This is a genomic window from Clostridium sp. CS001, from assembly GCF_020443565.1.
Classification (GTDB): domain Bacteria; phylum Bacillota; class Clostridia; order Clostridiales; family Clostridiaceae; genus Clostridium_AD.
Genome location: NZ_JAIZZN010000007.1, coordinates 151258 through 171807, shown reverse-complemented (window position 1 = coordinate 171807; position 20550 = coordinate 151258). Strand labels below are relative to the sequence as shown.

Annotated in this window: 22 protein-coding genes and 1 riboswitch; of the genes, 21 read left to right on the top strand and 1 reads right to left on the bottom strand. The window is 33.2% G+C overall.

Features of this window, described 5'->3' with window-relative positions; translation table 11 throughout:
• Nucleotides 1-104 precede the first annotated feature (104 nt).
• From LGK97_RS07185 to LGK97_RS07085, 21 genes are all read left to right on the top strand, one after another.
• Complete coding sequence (locus tag LGK97_RS07185; protein WP_226259072.1) at nucleotides 105-296, top strand: DUF3892 domain-containing protein; 192 nt, start codon at nucleotides 105-107, stop codon at nucleotides 294-296.
• Between the two features lie 121 nt (nucleotides 297-417).
• Complete coding sequence (gene cobT / locus LGK97_RS07180; RefSeq protein WP_226259071.1) at nucleotides 418-1491, top strand: nicotinate-nucleotide--dimethylbenzimidazole phosphoribosyltransferase; 1074 nt, start codon at nucleotides 418-420, stop codon at nucleotides 1489-1491.
• Nucleotides 1491-2090: an alpha-ribazole phosphatase gene (gene cobC, locus LGK97_RS07175; protein ID WP_226259070.1), complete on the top strand. Its 600-nt coding sequence runs from the start codon at nucleotides 1491-1493 to the stop codon at nucleotides 2088-2090. The genes cobT and cobC overlap by 1 nt, the downstream gene beginning before the upstream one ends.
• 59 nt (nucleotides 2091-2149) lie before the next feature.
• Nucleotides 2150-2698 (top strand): bifunctional adenosylcobinamide kinase/adenosylcobinamide-phosphate guanylyltransferase, encoded by a 549-nt coding sequence (cobU, locus tag LGK97_RS07170; protein ID WP_226259069.1) that lies wholly within the window; start codon nucleotides 2150-2152, stop codon nucleotides 2696-2698.
• Between the two features lie 59 nt (nucleotides 2699-2757).
• On the top strand, nucleotides 2758-3510 hold the full coding sequence (cobS, locus tag LGK97_RS07165) for an adenosylcobinamide-GDP ribazoletransferase (RefSeq protein ID WP_226259068.1): 753 nt from the start codon (nucleotides 2758-2760) through the stop codon (nucleotides 3508-3510).
• A 63-nt stretch (nucleotides 3511-3573) separates the two neighbouring features.
• Nucleotides 3574-4137, top strand: coding sequence for a Uma2 family endonuclease (locus LGK97_RS07160; RefSeq protein ID WP_226259067.1), 564 nt, complete (start codon nucleotides 3574-3576; stop codon nucleotides 4135-4137).
• 104 nt (nucleotides 4138-4241) lie between these two features.
• Nucleotides 4242-4369, top strand: a riboswitch (cobalamin riboswitch).
• 287 nt (nucleotides 4370-4656) lie between these two features.
• The gene (locus LGK97_RS07155) at nucleotides 4657-5502 is read left to right on the top strand and encodes a sirohydrochlorin cobaltochelatase (RefSeq protein WP_319001552.1); all 846 of its coding nucleotides are present in this window, start codon (nucleotides 4657-4659) and stop codon (nucleotides 5500-5502) included.
• 40 nt (nucleotides 5503-5542) lie between these two features.
• Nucleotides 5543-6730: a pyridoxal phosphate-dependent aminotransferase gene (locus tag LGK97_RS07150; protein WP_226259078.1), complete on the top strand. Its 1188-nt coding sequence runs from the start codon at nucleotides 5543-5545 to the stop codon at nucleotides 6728-6730.
• A gap of 127 nt (nucleotides 6731-6857) precedes the next feature.
• A complete protein-coding gene (locus LGK97_RS07145; RefSeq protein WP_226259066.1) occupies nucleotides 6858-8213 on the top strand; it encodes a cobyrinate a,c-diamide synthase in 1356 nt (451 codons plus the stop codon).
• Nucleotides 8214-8391: 178 nt separating this feature from the next.
• Nucleotides 8392-9018 carry a precorrin-8X methylmutase gene (locus LGK97_RS07140; protein ID WP_226259065.1) on the top strand — a complete coding sequence of 209 codons (627 nt, stop codon included), beginning with the start codon at nucleotides 8392-8394 and terminating at the stop codon, nucleotides 9016-9018.
• A gap of 85 nt (nucleotides 9019-9103) precedes the next feature.
• Nucleotides 9104-10207 carry a cobalt-precorrin-5B (C(1))-methyltransferase CbiD gene (gene cbiD / locus LGK97_RS07135; protein WP_226259064.1) on the top strand — a complete coding sequence of 368 codons (1104 nt, stop codon included), beginning with the start codon at nucleotides 9104-9106 and terminating at the stop codon, nucleotides 10205-10207.
• Nucleotides 10204-10815 carry a precorrin-6y C5,15-methyltransferase (decarboxylating) subunit CbiE gene (gene cbiE / locus LGK97_RS07130; protein WP_226259063.1) on the top strand — a complete coding sequence of 204 codons (612 nt, stop codon included), beginning with the start codon at nucleotides 10204-10206 and terminating at the stop codon, nucleotides 10813-10815. Before cbiD ends, cbiE begins: the two co-directional genes overlap by 4 nt.
• 41 nt (nucleotides 10816-10856) lie before the next feature.
• Nucleotides 10857-11522 carry a cobalt-factor II C(20)-methyltransferase gene (locus tag LGK97_RS07125; protein ID WP_226259062.1) on the top strand — a complete coding sequence of 222 codons (666 nt, stop codon included), beginning with the start codon at nucleotides 10857-10859 and terminating at the stop codon, nucleotides 11520-11522.
• 9 nt (nucleotides 11523-11531) lie between these two features.
• Nucleotides 11532-12305: a precorrin-4 C(11)-methyltransferase gene (gene cobM / locus LGK97_RS07120; protein ID WP_226259077.1), complete on the top strand. Its 774-nt coding sequence runs from the start codon at nucleotides 11532-11534 to the stop codon at nucleotides 12303-12305.
• Nucleotides 12306-13022 carry a precorrin-3B C(17)-methyltransferase gene (gene cobJ / locus LGK97_RS07115; RefSeq protein ID WP_226259061.1) on the top strand — a complete coding sequence of 239 codons (717 nt, stop codon included), beginning with the start codon at nucleotides 12306-12308 and terminating at the stop codon, nucleotides 13020-13022.
• Nucleotides 13019-13783 (top strand): cobalt-precorrin-6A reductase, encoded by a 765-nt coding sequence (locus LGK97_RS07110; protein ID WP_226259060.1) that lies wholly within the window; start codon nucleotides 13019-13021, stop codon nucleotides 13781-13783. Before cobJ ends, LGK97_RS07110 begins: the two co-directional genes overlap by 4 nt.
• A 118-nt stretch (nucleotides 13784-13901) precedes the next feature.
• Nucleotides 13902-14120 carry a DUF1450 domain-containing protein gene (locus LGK97_RS07105; protein ID WP_226259059.1) on the top strand — a complete coding sequence of 73 codons (219 nt, stop codon included), beginning with the start codon at nucleotides 13902-13904 and terminating at the stop codon, nucleotides 14118-14120.
• A gap of 169 nt (nucleotides 14121-14289) precedes the next feature.
• Nucleotides 14290-15138, top strand: a complete 849-nt coding sequence (locus LGK97_RS07100) for a DegV family protein (RefSeq protein WP_226259058.1) — start codon at nucleotides 14290-14292, stop codon at nucleotides 15136-15138.
• A gap of 6 nt (nucleotides 15139-15144) precedes the next feature.
• Nucleotides 15145-15600, top strand: coding sequence for a PadR family transcriptional regulator (locus tag LGK97_RS07095; protein WP_226259057.1), 456 nt, complete (start codon nucleotides 15145-15147; stop codon nucleotides 15598-15600).
• 227 nt (nucleotides 15601-15827) lie between these two features.
• A complete protein-coding gene (locus tag LGK97_RS07090) occupies nucleotides 15828-17615 on the top strand; it encodes an ABC transporter ATP-binding protein (RefSeq protein ID WP_226259056.1) in 1788 nt (595 codons plus the stop codon).
• Nucleotides 17602-19635 carry an ABC transporter ATP-binding protein gene (locus LGK97_RS07085; RefSeq protein ID WP_226259055.1) on the top strand — a complete coding sequence of 678 codons (2034 nt, stop codon included), beginning with the start codon at nucleotides 17602-17604 and terminating at the stop codon, nucleotides 19633-19635. Before LGK97_RS07090 ends, LGK97_RS07085 begins: the two co-directional genes overlap by 14 nt.
• A gap of 640 nt (nucleotides 19636-20275) precedes the next feature.
• Here LGK97_RS07085 and LGK97_RS07080 read toward each other — a convergent pair.
• Nucleotides 20276-20545 carry a hypothetical protein gene (locus LGK97_RS07080; protein ID WP_226259054.1) on the bottom strand — a complete coding sequence of 90 codons (270 nt, stop codon included), beginning with the start codon at nucleotides 20543-20545 and terminating at the stop codon, nucleotides 20276-20278.
• Nucleotides 20546-20550: the final 5 nt, after the last annotated feature.

The window sequence follows — 20550 nt, the reverse complement described above, 5'->3', positions numbered from 1 at the left end:
AGTAATATTTGCATGGAAGAAGTGCCTATGAAATATCACTGGTACAACCAAGGCTTAAAACTATCATAAGATAGAATAAGTGCGAATTATCTAATTGAGTACATTTGTACACATTTTTAGAACCAGATATAGTTTCAAAAGAACAGGCAGTTACGTTAGCGAAGCAAGGAAGTATCGGTGGAGTTTCTATTTCAACTTCAAAAAAAGGCGAAGAATTCTTAAGAAGTCTACCTGATGGAGATAAAAGGAATAACCTAGACAATCTACCCGTTATAGATGATGATGAAATCTATTAATAAAAGCACTAATGGTTAAATAAATACTAAACTTTCTCTAAATTTAGAACAAGGGCATTTTGTTGTCCTTGTTTTTTGTGTTAAAATTAAATAATAAATTAAATCCACAGGGGGAAAACAAATGGAACTTTTTATAAATACCGTAAAGTGCATTCAGCCAATAAATACAGAAGCTATGAAAAAGGCTTGGAATAGAATTGATAGTTTAACAAAACCCATAGGAAGTCTTGGTGAAATAGAAAACATAATAGCAAAGGTAGCAGGAATTACTGGAAAGACTCATAATAAGATTAACAAAAAAAATGTGGTTATAATGTGTGGAGATAATGGAGTTGTAGAAGAGGGCGTATCTAACTGTCCTAAAAGCGTAACGGCTACAGTTACTAATAATTTCACTAGAGAGATTACAGGGGTATATGTTTTATCAAAGTTTGCTTGTAGTGACATTACAATTGTAGATGTTGGAGTTGATGCGGAATTTAATAATCCCAAAATTATAAATAGAAAAATTGCATATGGCACTAAAAACATGATGAAAGGGCCAGCAATGACTAGGGAGGAAGCAATTAAAGCTATAGAAATTGGAATAGAAACTATTGATGATTTAGTAACTAAGGGTTATGATTTATTTGGTACAGGAGAAATGGGTGTAGGGAATACTGCTACTAGTGCAGCGATTCTAAGTGTTTTTTCAGGGCTTGAGGTAGACATGTCAGTAGGTAGGGGGTCAGGAATTACCCAGGAGCAATTTAGTATTAAAAAGGCAGTAGTTAAAAAAGCCATTGAAGTAAATAATCCAGATAAAGAAGATGTTATTGATGTGCTTTCAAAGGTTGGCGGATTTGACATTGCTGCACTATGTGGTTGCTTTCTATCTGCAGCGAAAAATAGAGTGCCAATTGTTATTGATGGATTTATATCAGGAGTAGCCGCACTGTGTGCTTATAAGCTAAATCCATTAGTTAAGGGATATATATTTGCATCGCATTTATCCGCAGAACCAGGAGCAGCTTTTGCCATGAAGGAAATAGGATTAGAGCCTATGCTGAATTTGAACATGAGACTAGGAGAAGGATCAGGATGCCCGCTTGCCTTTAATATAATTGAAGCGGCCCTATTTACAATGGATAACATGGGAACATTTGAAGAAGCAGCCCTTGATAGACGAGAGTACATAGACATAAGGGGAAACTAATGAATATTTACTTATTAAGACATGGACAAACTGAGGAAAATAGAAAAGGCACTTACTATGGCAATTTGGATGTGGGTCTAAATGAAATTGGGATAAGCCAAGGCAATAAAGCTAAGAAGTTCTTTAATAATATAAAATTAGACAAGGTATATATTAGCGATAAAAAAAGAACTTTAGAAATGGCAACCTTAGTTTTAGGTCAAGAGAAAATAGAAGGGGAAATAAAAATTATACAAGACAATAGAATAAGCGAAACAAACTTTGGAGATTTTGAAGGTAAAACCTACGAGGAAATTCAAAAACACTATCCAAAAGAATGTATGTGTTGGCAAAATAATTGGAAAGAGTTTGTACCTCCAAATGGGGAAAGTTATATTAATCTATATGAAAGAGTTAAGAGTTTTATGGAAGATATTAAAAAGATTCAATATGACAATGTTTTAATATGCACTCACTCAGGAGTCATAAGAGCCATGTATTGTTACATTATGAATGAAAACATAGATTTATTTTGGAAGTTTGGCAGTAAAAATGGTGATATCAGCCTTATAAAATATGAATATGGTAATTTATATATAGATTCGATTACACATGTTTAAAAATAAGCGGGGACGGTTCACAACTATTTTCCCTAAATTCGATGAAAAGGAGCGCACACATGAGTAAGATAACCTTAGTAACAGGTGGAAGTCGAAGTGGTAAGAGTACTTTTGCTGAAAATCTACTTAAAGATAATGATGATGTTTTGTATATTGCCACGGCAATAATTACAGATAAGGAAATGGAACATAGGATAAAAAAACATGTAGATAGTAGAAATTCAAAATGGACAACCTATGAAGGGTTCTTTGATTTAGATAAGGCAATAGAACAATATGATATGGATAATATAATGCTAGATTGTGTTACTATTATGACGACTAACCTAATGTTTAAGCATGAATTAGATTTTGATAATATGTCTATGGAAGAAGTTGATAATTTATTAAGTAATATAAAAGTTGAGTTTCAAAAACTTATATTAAAAGCTAAAGCTAGTGACAAGAATTTAATTATGGTAACTAATGAAGTGGGACTTGGACTTGTTCCAGAGAGCAAGCTTAGTAGAATATTTCGTGATATAGCAGGATTTGTAAATCAATACATAGCAAGCTTAAGTGATGAGGTATATTTAGTTTGTTGTGGATTACCTTTAAAGCTCAAATAATTATTATAATTTAAGAAAGAGGTGAGGTTTGCAAAGATGAGTCTTTGCAAGCAAATAAGATGAGAGAATATTTAAATGACTTTTTACTGTTTTTTCAGTTTTTCACGCGAATACCTATAAATAAAAGTTTGAATTGTGACAAAGAAAACTTTAGACGTGGATCAGTTTTCTTTCCCATAGTAGGATTATTTGTAGGATTCATGCAGTGGTTAATTTACTATATATTGATAAAGGTACTGCCAGTAAATATTACGGCGCTGTTTGTAGTTATTATACCAGTGATTGTCACTGGAGGCTTACATGTGGATGGACTGGGAGATACCTGTGATGGGTTCTTCTCCTTTAAAGGTAATAAAGATAAAATAATAGAAATAATGAAGGATAGTACAGTGGGGACTTATGCCAGCATTGCTATAGTCTTTGATATGTTAGCAAGGTATGCAGCAGTGAGTACTATAATAGAAATGAATACACCACTTATATTAATCGCAACGCCAATAATTGCAAGGTTTACTGTGGTATTCATAAGTTATATTGGAAAGAATGCTAAAGCAACAGGATCAGGTAATATATTTATAGGTAATATTCATAATAAACAAGTAGTGATAGTAGCAGTAATAACAGTTATTCTTTCAAGCTTATTAATTGGAGTAAATAAAAGCAGTATACTTATAGTTGCAGCCTTAGCCTTTACTTTCTTATTCAATAAGTTTTGTGAAAGCAAAATCACAGGACTTACAGGGGACACATTAGGGGCTAATAATGAATTAGTAGAAATTTTGACTATGATTTTATTTATTGCATTAAAGTAGTGAGAAGTTTGATATAATACTATTATTAGAATTGATTTGCATTAAAGGGAGAGGAATGATTTTATGTTACCGGAAGCAAAACATATAACCTATGACGAGTTTGTAAGTATAGATAAAAATACGAATGAATTATTAGAGTATATTGATGGAATAGTATATAATCAAGCGTCACCATCTAAAACACACCAAATGGTAGCACTTAATATAGCTACTGAATTTAATGTTTTTTTTAGAAATAAATCGTGTAAGCCTTTTATAGCGCCATTTGATATTATACTAAAGAATGAAAATCATAAGTATCCTAAAAAAGTTATTCCGGATATAAGTATTATTTGTGATAAAACGGGTCTAAGTGATGCAAACTATACTGGGGTACCTACTTTAATTGTAGAAATATTAAGTCCATCAAATGAGTCTCATGATTTAGTTACAAAGATGAATTTATATCAACACTTTGGAGTAAATGAATACTGGATAGTAAATCCTAAAATTAAATCAGTATCAATATATAAAATTAATGAAGAGGGTTTCTATGAGCAATTTGGAGTTTATAAAAATGGAGAGGAGTTTGAATCTGCTACATTTAAAGAACTTAAGATAAATTTGAGTGAAGTTTTTGAGCTTTAGATATAGGCAACTACTAGAACTGAGAATAGTGAATTTACTGCGAAACTCTTAGGATGTCATTCTAAACATTGACACCATGATATAATTATAATAAACTAATGTTAAAATAGAATAGAATTTTAGGTGCCTTTTAATAGGTGAAAAGGGAATGCGGTTTGAGTCCGCAGCAGCCCCCGCTACTGTAATTGAGAAATCAAGAGCCAGGAGACCTGCCTAAATGTTGTTAACAAGCTTTCGGAGGGAAAGAACTTTTTAATAAAGTTAATTTAATTATGAATTAATTAAAAAGTAGTCACTTTCTCAGGTGAACTACTTTTTTTATATTTAACAACATTTTGGAAGCTTTAAGTCTACCATCGTCTATAAGTGGCAGTGGCTCAGCCTAGAAAGGTTGCTTTGGTGGCAGTCCAAATCTGCTTCCAAAGTTGTTAATATTGCAGCATCGCAGATGATGATTAAAAGGTGGCACACAAATAAATGGTGTAGAATTTTACAAAAAAATTAGTAAGGCGGATGAAAATGATGAAGAAAGCAATTTTAGTTGTAAGTTTTGGGACGACACATGAGGATACAAGGAAAGTAACCATTGATGCAATAGAGGAAAAGATAAAAAATACCTTTGAGGATTATGAAATAAGAAAAGCATTCACCTCGCATATTATTCTTAAAGTTCTTAAGAATAGGGATAATCTTCATGTAGATACACCAGAGGAAGCACTTCAAAAGTTGAAAAATGAAGGGTATGAGGAAGTAATTGTTCAACCTTTACATGTTATTCCAGGGGTAGAATTTGATTATATAAATAATGTGGTTGATTCGTATAAAGATAGTAATACATTTAAGAAAATTGTAGTGGGACGACCTCTAATATGTTTTAAGGGAGAAGAGGATCATGTTCCAGATGACTATACAATTATGGTTGATGCTCTCTCAACACAGCTTACACAAATGTCTAAAGAGGGAACAGTAATTTTAATGGGGCATGGTACAAACCATATTGCAAATGCTGTATATTGCTGCTTTGAAAGTGTTCTAAGAGATAGAGGGTTTAAAAATGTACATGTTGCAACGGTGGAGGGATATCCAACTTTGGATAGAGTAATTCCGAACATTATGGAGGACATAGAAGAAGATATTATATTAATGCCTTTAATGCTAGTGGCAGGAGATCATGCCAAAAATGATATGGCAGGTGATGATGAAGATTCCTGGAAGAGCATATTAGAAGATAAAGGATTTAGAGTAAAAACCCATCTACACGGACTCGGAGAAATTAGTGATATTCAAGATATTTATATACAGCATATAAAGGACGTAATCAATGGAAACTTTAAAAATGTAGGGAAAACGCATAAGGGTAATTAATATTTTTAGAATTTACCTGTAGAAAGGATGGTTTTCAGTGATACATGGTGGTGATGTTTATACTGATGGAATACTAAAAGGACAAGAATTAATAGATTATAGTTCAAATATAAACCCATTAGGGGTTCCTAGTAGCTTTATTGATAATATAAGTGAAGCAGTAGATGCATTAACAAGATATCCGGATATTCAATATAGAAGCTTATTAAAAGCCTTAAAAGATTACACTGATTGTCCAGAGGAATATTTTGTTTTAGGAAATGGAGCTGCGGAGATAATTGACTTAGTTATAGCTTGTCATAAAAGTTTGTTAATCGCAGTGCCTTCTTTTGTAGAATACGAGATAGATGCTAAAAGGTGGAGCTGCGATATAGAGTATTCATACTTGAAAAAACAGTCACATTTAAATGAATGCCAAAGCCTAAAAGTGTGTTTAAATTTAAAATATAAAAATAATAATAATAACTTATTGAACCAGGAATACGCTGAATTCTCCTACGATTATGAAGATATACTAAATAAATTGCAGAATGTTCAAGGAGTGATTTTAGGGAACCCTAATAATCCTAATGGAAATATCATTGATAAAGCAAAGTTTAAAAAGATCCTTGAATACTGTGAAAGTAATAATAAAATCATAATAATAGATGAGGCATTTATTGAGTTTACGGGAGAAGAGCAACATAGTTTTGTGGAAGAGGTTAAAATCTACAAATGCTTGTTTATAATAAGAGCTTTAACTAAGTTTTTTGCAGTGCCAGGCATAAGATTTGGATATGGAATAAGTAGTAATAATTATTTACTAAAGAAAATCAGAGAACGTCAGAACCCATGGAACATAAACTGTTTTGCAGAAGCTGCTGCTAAATATGTGTTAAAGGATAATCTATACATTGAAAAAAGTAAAGCGTGGATAACAGAAGAAAGGCCAAGATTTCTAAAGGCTTTGAAGAATATTTCCTTTATAGATGAAGTCTTTTTAACTTACGGGAATTACGTATTATGCAAATTGAATAAATTAGAAGTTGAAAAACCAATAACTGGTGCAAAAGGTACAACATCAGAATCAGAGGAACTTTATAAGTTATGCATAGCTAAAGGATATGTTATAAGAAAATGTGATAACTATAGGGGACTTGACGGACAATATATAAGGCTAGCAATTAAGGACAAATTCAGTAATGAAAAGATAATAGCTATGTTTGAAAAGCTTAACTTTAACCAGTAGAAATAGCGAAATAGTGGGGACGGTTCTCAACTAATAGTACTTTGTCAAAAACAAAAGTTGGGGACGGTTCATAACTAATTGAAACTTTGGCTATAAGATTACCAGTAAAAGGATGTGAAATTGGCAAATGAAGAGTATGGTTATATCTTCAAATTCCAGTGGTGGTGGGAAAACCACAGTAACCCTAGGGATTATGAAAGCATTAAAAAGTAGAGGATTTAAAGTACAGGGATATAAAGTAGGACCGGATTACATAGATCCTGCTTTTCATACGAAGATAACCGGAAGTGATTCAAGAAACTTGGATTTATATCTTATGGGTGAGGCGGGAGTAAAGGCTAGTTTTTCTAGAGGATGTGGAGACCTAGGAGTAGTTGAAGGCGTAATGGGATTATACGACGGAAAAGGCACTGATACAGACTATTCTACTTATCACGTGTCAAAGGTTTTAGATTTGCCAATTATACTTGTGTTGTCACCAAAAGCTCAGGTAGCAACTTTATGTGCAGAAATTAATGGAATTGTAAATTTTGAAAATGCAAATATAAAGGGAATAATACTAAACAATGTAACAGAAAGCTACTATAATCTACTTAAAGCTACTATTAATAAAAACTGCAAAGTGAAGGTTCTAGGGTATCTCCCCAAAGATGAAAGATTGCAACTCAAAAGCAGGCATTTAGGGCTAATTCAAAGTAGTGAAATAGAGGATTTACAAGAGAAGATAGGAATTTGTGCAGAACTTTTAGAAAAGCATGTAGATATGGATTCACTGCTAGAAATCTTTAAGGAAAACCAAAAGTATGAAGATAACTTTCATGTGGAGAACAGAAACAAAAAAATAGCAGTAGCTTATGACAAAGCCTTTAGTTTTTATTACAAAGAAAATTTAGAGCTTCTACAGGAAATGGGGGAAGTTATTTATTTTAGCCCAATTAGTGATAAGGAGCTACCACCTAACATAGATTTTCTTTATATAGGGGGAGGCTACCCAGAAGTATTTAAAAAGGAGCTATCTGAGAATACATCAATGCTAAGTAGTATAAAAAAAGCTCTTGATGGTGGACTTCGTTGCTATGCCGAATGCGGAGGGTTAATGTATCTTACATTAGGAGAAAGTCTTTTAGAGGGAGAACCTCAAGATGAAAAAGTCAAAAATGTGGAAGATACATCATGCAAGACTGTAGGATTTTTCAATGGTTACTATACCTTATCCAAAAGACTTCAGAATTTTGGATATGCGCAAATTAATGTAGATGTAGAAAATGATATTTTGCCTGAAAACATGAGCATAAATTGTCATGAGTTTCACAAATCTTTTGTAAGTTTAGATGATGAAAGGATATTTAAGCTTTCTAAAAATGTTTATGATGGCAGCGTGAAGAATTGGCAATGCGGATATGTTAAGAAAAATACTCTAGCGGCTTATGGACATGTTCATTTTTTTGGAAACTTACAATGGCTTAAGAAAATTATCGAATAATTGACTAAGACAAGCATTTGTTGAGAACCGTCCCCAACTATTAGTAGAATTCAGTTTTAGAAAAAACGGTAAAATTAAAAACAACGAAAATAAAAAACTTCAAAAATAAAAACAAGGGTAAGGGGGAAAATGTCAATTAGTTGAGAACCGTCCCCGCCTTTTATAAGGAGACTAAAACATGGATTATATAAAAGTACCTATGGATATCGAGAAAAGAAGCTTTGAGATTATTGGGGAAGAAATGGGAGACCATAATTTTTCAGACAGGGAGCTTACAATAATTAAAAGGGTGATACATACTACTGCGGATTTTGATTATAAGAATATAGTGTATATAAGAGATGGAGCAATTGATGCGGCTAATGAATTACTTAAAAAGGGAATCACTATATATACTGATACAAAGATGGCGTTAGCAGGTATAAATAAAAAAGCTCTTAAAGATTTAAATTGTGAAGTAGTTTGTTATGTAAGTGATGAGAAAGTGGCAGAAATAGCAAAAGCGAGGAAAATAACTAGGTCTATGGCTGCAGTAGAGAAAGCAGTGGAGGACGGAGTTGAATTCTTTATATTTGGTAATGCGCCTACAGCATTATTTAGATTAAAGGAATTAATTGAGGCGGGAAAATGTAATGCAAAATTTGTATTAGCGGCGCCAATAGGTTTTGTTGGAGCAGCAGAATCTAAGGAAGAGATTGAAAAACTGGACCTTCCCATGATTACAGTAAGAGGACGAAAAGGTGGTAGCACCGTTGCTGCATCTATTTTAAATGCTCTAATGTATATGAATGTAAATAGGGACTAGAAAAATCAAAAACTCTAAGTAAGTAAGTAAGTAAGTAAGTAAGTAAGTAAGTAAGTAAGTAAGTAAAAAATAAGGTGTTGAGAGTATGCTGAATTTATATGTTAATAGTAATGGTAAAAGACTAAGATGTGGCTATACTACAGGCTCTTGCGCAGCAGGGGCAGCAAAGGCAGCTACTCAAATGTTGTTTTATGGCACTGAAAGCAAGGAAATAGATGAAATTAGAATTGATACTCCAAGAGGAATAGAGTTATTGCTACCTATAGCAAAGGTGAACAGGGGAGAAGATTTTGTGGAGTGCTGCATTATAAAAGATGCAGGAGATGATCCTGATGCAACTAATGGTATGGAAATCTGGGCAAGAGCGCAAAAGAAAGATCATGGATATACCTTAAAAGGTGGCATTGGCGTTGGAATAGTTATGGGTGAAGGCCTTTATGTACCCAAAGGGGAATGGGCAATAAACCCTGTACCTAGAAAAATGATAGAAAAAGAAGTAAAAGAAGTTCTCCCTAAAGATGTAGGAGTTGAAATAACTATATTTGTGCCTAAAGGTGAAGAAGTTGCAAAGAAAACCTTTAATCCAAGACTTAATATCTTGGGCGGAATATCCATCCTTGGAACTACAGGAATTGTAACACCAATGTCTGAGGAAGCTCTCACAGAATCCATTCATATAGAGATATGTCAAAAGGTAGCTGCAGGACATAAAGATCTTACCTTAGTTTTTGGAAATATGGGCGAGGATATGGCAGCAAAGCTAGAACTTAGATCGGACAATATAGTCATGGTTTCTAATTTTATAGGATTTGCTTTGAATAGTTGTATGGAAAAGAAGATAGAAAGTATAGTTTTAGTGGGACATATAGGAAAGGCAAGTAAAATTGCAGCAGGATGCTTTCAAACTCACAGCAGGGTATGTGATGTAAGGCTGGAGGTACTAGCTTTAGAGCTAGCATTAGTTGGGGCACCTACAGAAACTATAAGGCAGGTATATGCTGAAAGAACCACTGAAGGAGCAATAAAGCTATTAGGCAAGGACTACAACATAATATATAGAAATATTGGTGAGAAGATAAAACAAAGATTGTTCCAGTATACATATGAAACTATCCCAGCGGAGGTTATTATGTTTTCTATGGATAAAGGAATTTTGTGTGACACAAGAAATAAGGGAGAAAACATATGATTTATATAGTGGGCATTGGTCCGGGAAATCCTAAGTATATAATTCCCTTGGCAGTTGAGGTTATGGAAAAGGTAGATATAATTATAGGATTTGAGAGAGCCATAGAGAGTGCACCTAATATTAATGTAGAAAAAGTAGTGGTTAAAACATTAAAAGAAATTATGGATTATATTTCGAAAAATATGGACAAGAATATTGCTATAATAGCATCAGGAGATCCTTGTTTTTATGGAATATCAAATTATATAAAGAATAATTTTTCAGGTGAAATAGAAATAGTACCTGGGATAAGCTCTTTTCAATATTTGATGTGCAAACTTCAAAAACCATGGCAAAATGCTTATTTAGGAAGTATGCATGGTAGGCAGGAAGAATTTATAGAAATAGTAGGTCAAAACAAAACATCAGTATGGCTTACGGATAAAAGTAATTCGCCACAAGCGCTATGTAAAAGGCTTTATGAAAATAACATTAAAGTTAGCGTATATGTAGGAGAAGAGCTATCATATCCACAGGAGAGAATAGTAAAAGGAACTGTGGAGCAAATTATGAATGAGAATTTTAATGATCTTAGCGTGGTTGTTATAGAAAATACATCAGATTTATAAAATGTATAAATGCTAAAAACATAAATATGGAGGCAAAAGATATGGCAAAACTATATGGAGTCGGGGTAGGACCCGGAGACCCGGAACTACTAACAATAAAAGCAATAAAAACTATTCAAAAATGTGATGTTATAGTAGTTCCAAGTGCTATGAATGGCGGAAAAAGCATAGCTTATGAGGTGGCAGAAGAATATATTAGCAAGGATTCAGAGGTCTTAGTGCAGCATTTTCCTATGGGAACTGAGGAGCAGGAAGAAAAAATATACGAGGCATTTATTGCTATTGAAGAGAAACTAAAAGCTGGAAAAGATGTGGCTTTCTTAACTATAGGAGATCCTTTTGTTTACAGCACATATATCTATCTTTTAAATCACATAAGAGATAAAGGCTACGAAATTGAGACGGTTCCTGGCATAACATCATTTTGCGCTTGTGCCAGCATTGCTAATGAACATTTAGTAATTGGAAATGAACCACTTTTAATACTTCCAGCAACTAGGCTTGATAGTATAAAGGATGAAAAATTCATAGTAATTATGAAAGTTTATAAAATTGAAGAAAAAGTTTTAAATCATTTAGAAGCACTAGGCTTTAGCTATGTATATGTTAAAAAGGCAGGCAGAGAAGGACAAGAAGTTCTAAGAAACCGTGAAGATATATTAAAAAACAAAGAATACATGAGTCTAATAATTGCAAGAAGGGAATAGGTGAAACATATGGTTTATTTTATAGGAGCAGGTCCAGGGGATGTGGATTTAATAACAGTTAAAGGTAGAAATATATTATCTAATGCAGATGTGGTTATATATGCAGGATCACTTGTAAGCCCAGAACATATGAGCTTTTGTAAAGAAGGAGTAGTGATTCACAACTCGGCATCAATGACACTAGAAGATGTTATTGAAGTTATGAGAAAAGCTCATAGCGAAAATAAAGATGTAGTAAGACTACACACAGGTGACCCAGCTATATATGGAGCTATAAAAGAGCAAATGGATGAACTAGACAAGCTTAATATAAACTATTCAGTAGTGCCAGGAGTAAGCTCTTTTTCAGCAGCAGCTTCTGTTATAAAAAAAGAATTCACACTGCCAAGCATAACTCAAACTGTAATTTTAACAAGAGTAGAGGGAAGAACTCCTGTACCTGAAACAGAGGATTTGGAAAGGCTAGCATCAATCGGAGCATCTATGGCTATTTTCTTATCCATAAGCATGATAGACAAGGTAGTTGCAAAACTTCGTGCAGGTTACGGAAGGAACGTTCCGATAGCTGTTATTGAAAGAGCAACTTGGGCAGATGAAAGAGCTATAATTGGGACTCTAGATGATATAGCAGATAAGGTAAAAGAAGCTAAAATAACAAAATGTGCTCAAATTCTTGTAGGTGATTTTATAGATTGCGAATATGAAAAGAGCCTTTTGTATGACAAGACTTTTACTCACATGTTTAGAGATGCAAAAGAATCTAGCAGCAAAGGAGATAATTAAGTGGGAAAATTATATGTAATTGGAATTGGCCCTGGTGGACTTAAGCATATGACAATAAGAGCTAAGGAAGCCATTGAAGAAAGTAACATAGTTGTAGGTTATAACAAATATATAGATATGATAAAACCATTATTAGACGGAAAAGAATTATTTTCAACAGGTATGATGGGAGAAGAGGAAAGATGTAAAAAGGCCCTTGAGCTATGCGGTGATAATATAGTAAGCGTTGTAAGTACAGGAGATTCAGGGATTTATGGCATGGCAGGCTTAATTCTTCAATTACGCGAAGATGAAGAAGTTGAGGTTATTCCAGGCGTTACAGCATCATCGGCTGCAGCATCAGTGCTTGGAGCACCACTAATGCATGATAATTGTAACATAAGTCTAAGCGACTTAATGACGCCTTATGAATTAATTAAAAAAAGAGTGGATCTCGCAGCCCAAGGGGATTTTATAATTTCATTATACAATCCTAAAAGCAAAGGCAGACCGAATTATTTAAGAGAAAATATAGATATAATAAGAAAGCATAGAGCGGGAACTGTTCCCATAGCTGTAGTTAAAAATGCACTTAGAGATGGACAAGAAGTAAACATATCTACACTAGACACTTTTGATGAAAACATAGTGGACATGATGTCAATTGTTATAATAGGGAACAGTCAAAGCTATATCGCGGACGGTAAATTCATAACACCACGGGGATACAAAGTATGATAGGATTAATTCTAGGTACCTCAGAAGGAAAGAATATTCTTTCTAAATTGAATGAATTTACAGAGGATATCTTCGTATCAACAGCCACTGCTTATGGTGCGGAGCTTTTAAAGGATTATAAATACAAAGTTTTAAATGAGAAACCATTAGATTTGAATGGACTTATGGAAGTTATTAAAGAAAATAATATAAAAATACTAATTGACGCCTCACACCCTTATGCACTTGAGATTACCAAAAATGCAATGGAGAGTTGTAAAGCTAAAGGCATACAATATATTAGATATGATCGTCCAAAGGTTACAGAGGAATTTAAAGAAAATAAGAATGTTGTTATGGTTGAGGATTATGATAGCCTACAAAGGCACCTTGAAAATATAGAAGGAACCATTCTAAACACAACAGGCAGCAGAAATATTGATAAAATAATAGGTTTTAATTTAAAAAATAGAATAATACATAGAGTACTGCCTTCTGTTAAAGTTTTAGAACAGATTTTAAATCAAGGGATAAAAACTGAAGATATCGTTGCAATGAAGGGACCAGTAGGTTATGAATTAAATTGTGGATTTATTAAGGAATATCAGGCTAAAGCTATAATAATGAAGGATAGCGGGGTTCAAGGTGGAACTGATCATAAAATAAAAGCGGCGATAGATAACAATATACCAGCCTTTATAATAGGAAGAAAAGAAGTTGAGTACTCAGAAGTTTTCGGCAGTGAGCTAGAACTTGTAGAATATATTAAAACTATAATTTGAACTATTATTAAAAAAATATAGATTTCTCTATTTCTTTTATAAGGATTATTTGATAGAATGAATTTGAAAAAAATATATTTTATATGCAGCAACAGATGAAGGAAGAGGAGATTATAAAATGAAAATTAGTTTTTGTCAGCACAATGAAGGAATAGAAGAAACCGTTGAGGCGGTTAGAACTGAGTACCCAGAATGTACAGTTACCTTAAATAAATGTATAGGTGCCTGCGATAAGTGTGGAACTACTTTAATTGCAAGAATAAATGGAGAATTAGTTGAGGCAGAAGTATGTGAAGATCTATTAGATATCATAGGAGAGTACATGGAGCGAGAATAGAAATAGCTAATAATAACCCTTTTAGCAGAAATATTGCTAAAAGGGTTTATTTTTATGTATCATTTATAGCTACTCGGATAAAATAATTATAAATGAATATGTATCACTATTGATACATACATATTAAGATGATACAATGGTAATATAATGTAATATAGGAGGAATTAATTTGAATAAGATAGCGCTAATAACAGACACTACAAGCGATTTAAATAAGGAATTCATAGAGAAATACAACATACATGTATTACCCTTTAGAATTATCTATTCTGATAGAGAATACTCAGACAATGTAGACATTACATCACAAGAGGTTTATGATAACATGACTAAAGAAGTGCCTACATCCTCATTGCCATCAATGAAGGATATGGAGGATCTCTTTTTAAAATTAGAAGAGGAAGGATACACTCATGCTATAGCAGTAACATTATCCACCGGATTATCGGGTATATTTAATGCTATAAAGCTTACAAGTGAAAATCATCCAAGCATCATTACTCATGTATGTGATTCACAATCTATAGCACTAGGTGAAGGATTAATAGTAACTGAATGTGGCAAGCTAATAGAAGAAGGTAAGAGTTTTGAAGAAATTGTTGCTGCTATTCCATCTATTAAAAAGAGAATCCATCTTTATTTTGTAGTAGGTACGCTAGAGTACTTAAAAAGAGGTGGAAGAATAGGAAAAGTTGCAGGCACAATAGCAGAAATGCTAAACATAAAGCCTATAATTACAGTAGATACTGACGGTAAGTACGTTACAAGTGAGAAGGTAAGAGGTAGAAAACAATCTCTTAATAAACTTGTAGAACTTACAAACGATATTTTAGATAAAAAGAAATGTAGAGTATATATAGTGCATGGTGATGCCTTAGAGGAATCTAAAAAAGTAATGGAAATTATACGCCCTCATCCAAATGTTATTTCCATAGAGTTTGGAGGATGTATAAGTCCTGTATCGGGAGTTCATAGTGGACCGGGCCTTGTAGGAATGGTTTGTATAGAGGAAGCTTAAATAGAAATGGATGATATTACAAGTAAAGAAAGTGAGATAAACATTAGGGACGAAGAAAAAAAGCTATACATTGAATATAAGAAAAAACTTTCTGAGCTTCGAAAAGTTCAAAAGGAAAAAGAGGCAGTGGGTCAAGTATTTACAAAAGGGTTACTGCCTTTGTACGTACTATATATTCTAAGTTTAGGTGAAACTAATGGAAATGATATATCTCATAAAATTGGTGATAGAACAAATGGTCTTTGGATTCCTAGTACAGGCGGAATATATCCTCTTTTAAAAAAGTTAGAAAAAGAAAAATTGGTTATTGGTGAGTGGAGCAGCGGGAAGAAGGCACAGAAGATTTACAAACTTACAGTAGAAGGTAAAGTTCAATTAGAAAATAAAAAGTATCTATTACAAGATAAAATTGAAGAAGCTTTAGAAGTTTTTAAAATAATCTATAAAGATTTATATAAGTAAGACGGGTAACAAAAGTAGCTGCAGGTGAGAATTCACTTGTAGCTATTTTTGTTACTTAGCTTAAGAAAATTTTCATAAATAAAAAGGAATTTTAATATAAATATAGAAGATACTACATGGAAAATTAATTAGGGGGTCTAAACATAAATGATAGCAGTGCCACCCACGTGGAAAGTGCAAGTGTAAACTTGCCACTTGCCACGTGGGTGGCACTAAAGGGGGATAAGATGAAAAAGTTAAAGGCATTATTCAAGTACACTTATGATTACAGGAAAAGGTATTTATTTGGAATTATTTTTCTGATAATAGTTGATATTTGTCAGCTAGTACCACCAAAACTAATAGGGTTTATAACAGATAATATTTCTAAGGGGACAGCAACAAAAGCTTTGTTATTAAAATATATAGTTCTTATAATTATGTTTGCTGCATTAATGGCAATAGGGAGGTATGTGTGGAGAATATTTATTGTAGGTAGCTCTAGATATGTGGAATACGATATAAGGAACAAGTTTTTCACTCATTTGCAAAGCTTATCTACAAATTTTTATGATGAAAACAAAACAGGAGATCTTATGGCCCTTGCCACTAATGATCTTAATGCAGTGAGAATGGCACTAGGACAAGGGGTAATTATGATAATAGATGCAGTGTTTTTATCACTCCTAACTATTACAATTATGCTTAGCATAAATGTTAGATTGACGTTATTATCACTACTGCCTCTTCCATTTGTAAGTTTAGTATCCTTGAAGTTTGGCAAAATGATGCATAAAAAGTTTACCAAAGTTCAAGAAGCCTTCTCAAAACTTACGGATCTTGTACAAGAAAATTTCTCAGGCATAAGAATTATTAAATCCTTTGTACAAGAAGAAAAGGAGTTTCAAAAGTTCCATGTAGAGAATACCAATAATCTTAAAGCAAACATGTCCTTTATTAGAATATGGGGAATGTTTTCGCCACTAGTTGAATTTATTGCATCCTTAGGTCTTGTAATGCTTGTAGGCTATGGCGGAGTTTATGTAATTTACGGATATATATCTTTGGGAGACTTTATAGCTTTTAACATGTATCTTGGAAATTTAATTTGGCCAATGATGGCTATAGGTTGGGTAATTAATCTTATTCAAAGAGGGTTTGCTTCCCTTGAAAGGATTGAAGAAATCTTAAAACAAAAACCTGAAATTTTTGATATGAACGTAAGCGGAACTGCAACCCTAAAAGGAGATATTGTAATTAAAGATTTGACCTTTAGTTATAAGACAATGGAAAGACCTGCCTTAGCCAATATTAATTTAACTGTAAAAGAGGGTCAAACTCTGGGTATTGTTGGACGTACAGGCAGCAGCAAAAGTACTTTAGTGAATCTGCTTTTAAGACTTTACAACGTAGAGGAAGGTAAAATTTTTATAAATAATGAGGATATAAATAGGATTCCTCTAAATACACTTAGAGAAAATATAGGCTTTGTATCTCAAGATTCTTTCCTATTCTCAAACATCCTATCAGAGAATATAAATTTAGCCTTTGAAAAGCTGGATATGGATAAAATAATTCAAAGCACAAAGGATGCAGATGTTTATGACAATATAATGGAATTCCCTATGGGATTTGAAACTATGGTAGGAGAAAGAGGAGTTACCCTATCAGGTGGACAAAAGCAAAGGACCTCTATAGCAAGAGCTCTTATTAAAAATCCAGATATATTAATATTAGATGACTGCTTATCTGCAGTAGATGCTAAGACGGAGGTTAAGATTCTTGCAAATTTAAAAAGAATAATGCAGGAAAAGACCTCTATTATAATATCACATAGAATTTCTGCGGTAAAAGAAGCAGATACCATAATTGTACTAGAAGAAGGGGAAATAATTCAAAGAGGAACTCACGAGGAACTTATACGTGAAGTTGGCATATACAAGGATATATATGAAAAACAACTTATAGAAGCACAAATTCAATCAGAAGAGCAAATTAAGTCAGAGGAGGAGACAGCAAGCAATGGAGAACTATAATAACGAAGAAGAAAGCATAAGTAAAGAATATGACTCAAAGATCATGAAAAGGCTATTAACCTTTGCCAAACCTTATGGCTGGTATATACTTTTAGTCATAGTTATTATGCTATTGGTAACGGCCATGGATTTAGCTCGTCCTTTATTAATAAAAAATGCTATAGACAATAATCTAATGGGCTATAATAAAGCCTACACTATTGTCGGTGAACCTTTGGAGAACAGCATTAGCTTAGGTGATAAATATTTAGTTCAAGGAGACATTAAAAATGGTGAAGATTGTTCTATGGTTTATCTTAATAATAGCTACTATATAATTCATGGAAAAGTGCAAGAAAACAAAGAATTCAATATAAACGTTAACAGATTTGTGCAAGAAGGTAAAAACTACAAGGCAGATAAATTGAAAAGTGAGGACTTGAAAATACTCAGAAAAACCGATGCTCAGCAAGTAATAAAAACAGCCTTTTATATTGTAATAATAGCTGTACTTATGTTTCTTCTTAATTATATTCAGATATACATTTTGCAATATACAGGGCAAAAGATTGTATTTAATATTAGGGAAGCGGTATTTAAGAAGGTAGAAGGACTATCTTTATCCTTTTTTGATAAAAACCCTGTGGGAAGACTTGTAACTAGGGTAACAAATGATGTGGAAACCTTAAATGAGATGTACACAGCTGTAATAGTTAATTTATTTAAGGACTTTTTCCTGCTAGTGGGAATAGTTATCGCCATGTTCATTCTAGATGTTAAATTAGCACTAATTGCTGTAGGGTCATTACCATTTGTAATGCTAACTGCATATATCTTTAAAAAATATGACAGAGAAGCTTACAGAAAAGTAAGGGCAAGGCTTGCAAGAATAAATTCATCAATGTCAGAGAATATATCTGGAATGAAAACTGTTCAAGTATTTGGAAAACAAAAGAAAAAGTATGATGAGTTTGAAAAGGTAAATAACGATTATAAGAAAGCTAGCATGGAACAAATAAAAGTATTTGCAATTTTTAGACCTACCATGGACCTTCTATCTTCTTTAACCTTAGCAGTACTTTTATGGTTTGGTGGAGTTGGGGCAATAGATGGAGGTATAAAACTAGGAGTATTATTTGCTTTTATAAGTTACTTAATGCAATTCTTCCAGCCTATATTTGACCTAACAGAGAAATATGACATACTTCAATCTTCCATGGCATCTGCAGAAAGAATTTTCATGCTTATGGATAATGAGGAAAAAATCAATAACATTAAAGAACCAATAGAAGCGGGAAGGCTTCATGGGGATATTGAGTTTAAAAATGTTTGGTTTGCCTATAATGACGAAGATTGGATTTTAAAAGATGTAAGCTTTAATATAAAAAAAGGTGAAAAGATAGCCTTTGTTGGAGCTACAGGTGCTGGTAAAACCTCTATTATAAACCTTATAACAAGGTTATATGATATTCAAAAGGGTGAAATACTGGTGGATGGACACAACATTAAGCATATGAAGAAAGAAGAACTTAGGGAAAATATAGCTACAGTGCTGCAAGATGTATTTCTCTTTGCTGGGGATATAAAAGGCAATGTACGCTTAAGCAATGAAACTATATCTGATGAGGACATAATAAAAGCATGTAGATATGTTAACGCTGATAAGTTCATTGAAAAGTTACCACTAAAGTACAGCGCACCAGTTAATGAAAGAGGATCAACTTTTTCACAAGGTCAAAGGCAGTTAATAGCATTTGCTAGAGCAATAGCTTTTGATCCACCAATTCTTGTGCTTGACGAAGCTACTTCAAATATAGATACAGAAACGGAGAGCTTAATCCAAGATGCATTAAATAAGCTTACAATAAATAGAACTACAATTATCGTGGCGCATAGACTATCCACTATAAGAAATGCAGATAAGATAATAGTGCTACATAAGGGTAAGGTACGAGAAATAGGAAACCATGGGGAACTTTTAGAAAAACAAGGGTTGTATAGTAATTTATACAAACTTCAATATATGGAGGGGAAGAGTTAAGGATTCAAAGGGTATAAGAGTATTAACTTTCTCCTGGGTTCCTTGCAATAAGAGCTTGAAACGTGAAATTCCATTAAGAAATTCTAATCTTTTGCGAATATAAAATTCTCTAACGTTCACATTCGCCTTCCTGGCTCAGGTTCACTAGCCTGTCGTCCTGACAGGCTTACGAGAATTTTATATTAGCAAAAGAAGAATTTCTAAATGGAATTTCAATGTTTCTGCACTTCTTATTGCAAGGAACTACGGAGAAAGTTAATACTAATTTTATACTTATGTAAATTTTGGGGTTGAGTGAGGGGGTGATGTGGCATTTTAGTAATGATTATATTTGAGGGAGGGGTAGAAAAGAGTAGGAAAGAATAAGAAAGAATAGGAAATAACAGGAAAGAGTTGGAAAGAAGGGAGACACTGAGGTGTCTTTTTTAGTGGGAATTAGGAGGTGTAGGGGGAAAATATGAGGTGGTTGGAAGTTAGAGGCTGGCGCCTAAGGGAGTTTGGATGGAGAGGTTAAGTTGGGAGGCTACCGCCTAAGGGAGTTTGGGGCAGGTAGGGCAGAAGAAATACAAATAAAAGCATCCCTAAAAACAAATTTAGGGATGCTGAAGCATATTTGTGGAGTATAACTTATGAAATAATATTATTTGTTTTTTATAGCTTTGTCTAATATAGTTTCAAAATCCTCTATGGTTGAAACTCTAATGGATTTCCTGAATAATTCAGTTAATATAACTATATCATTTATTTGTGCAATATTTTCTCTAGTTTTCTTTGGAACTATATCAAATCTTTCTGCTAAAGATTCAATTATAAATTTTTGTGAAGTAGCAGTAGCAGTTTCTTTTCTTTCTTCTTCCATCCATTCGTTATAAAGTGGAGATCCCATAAGTATTTCCATAGGTAGTATCATTTGTT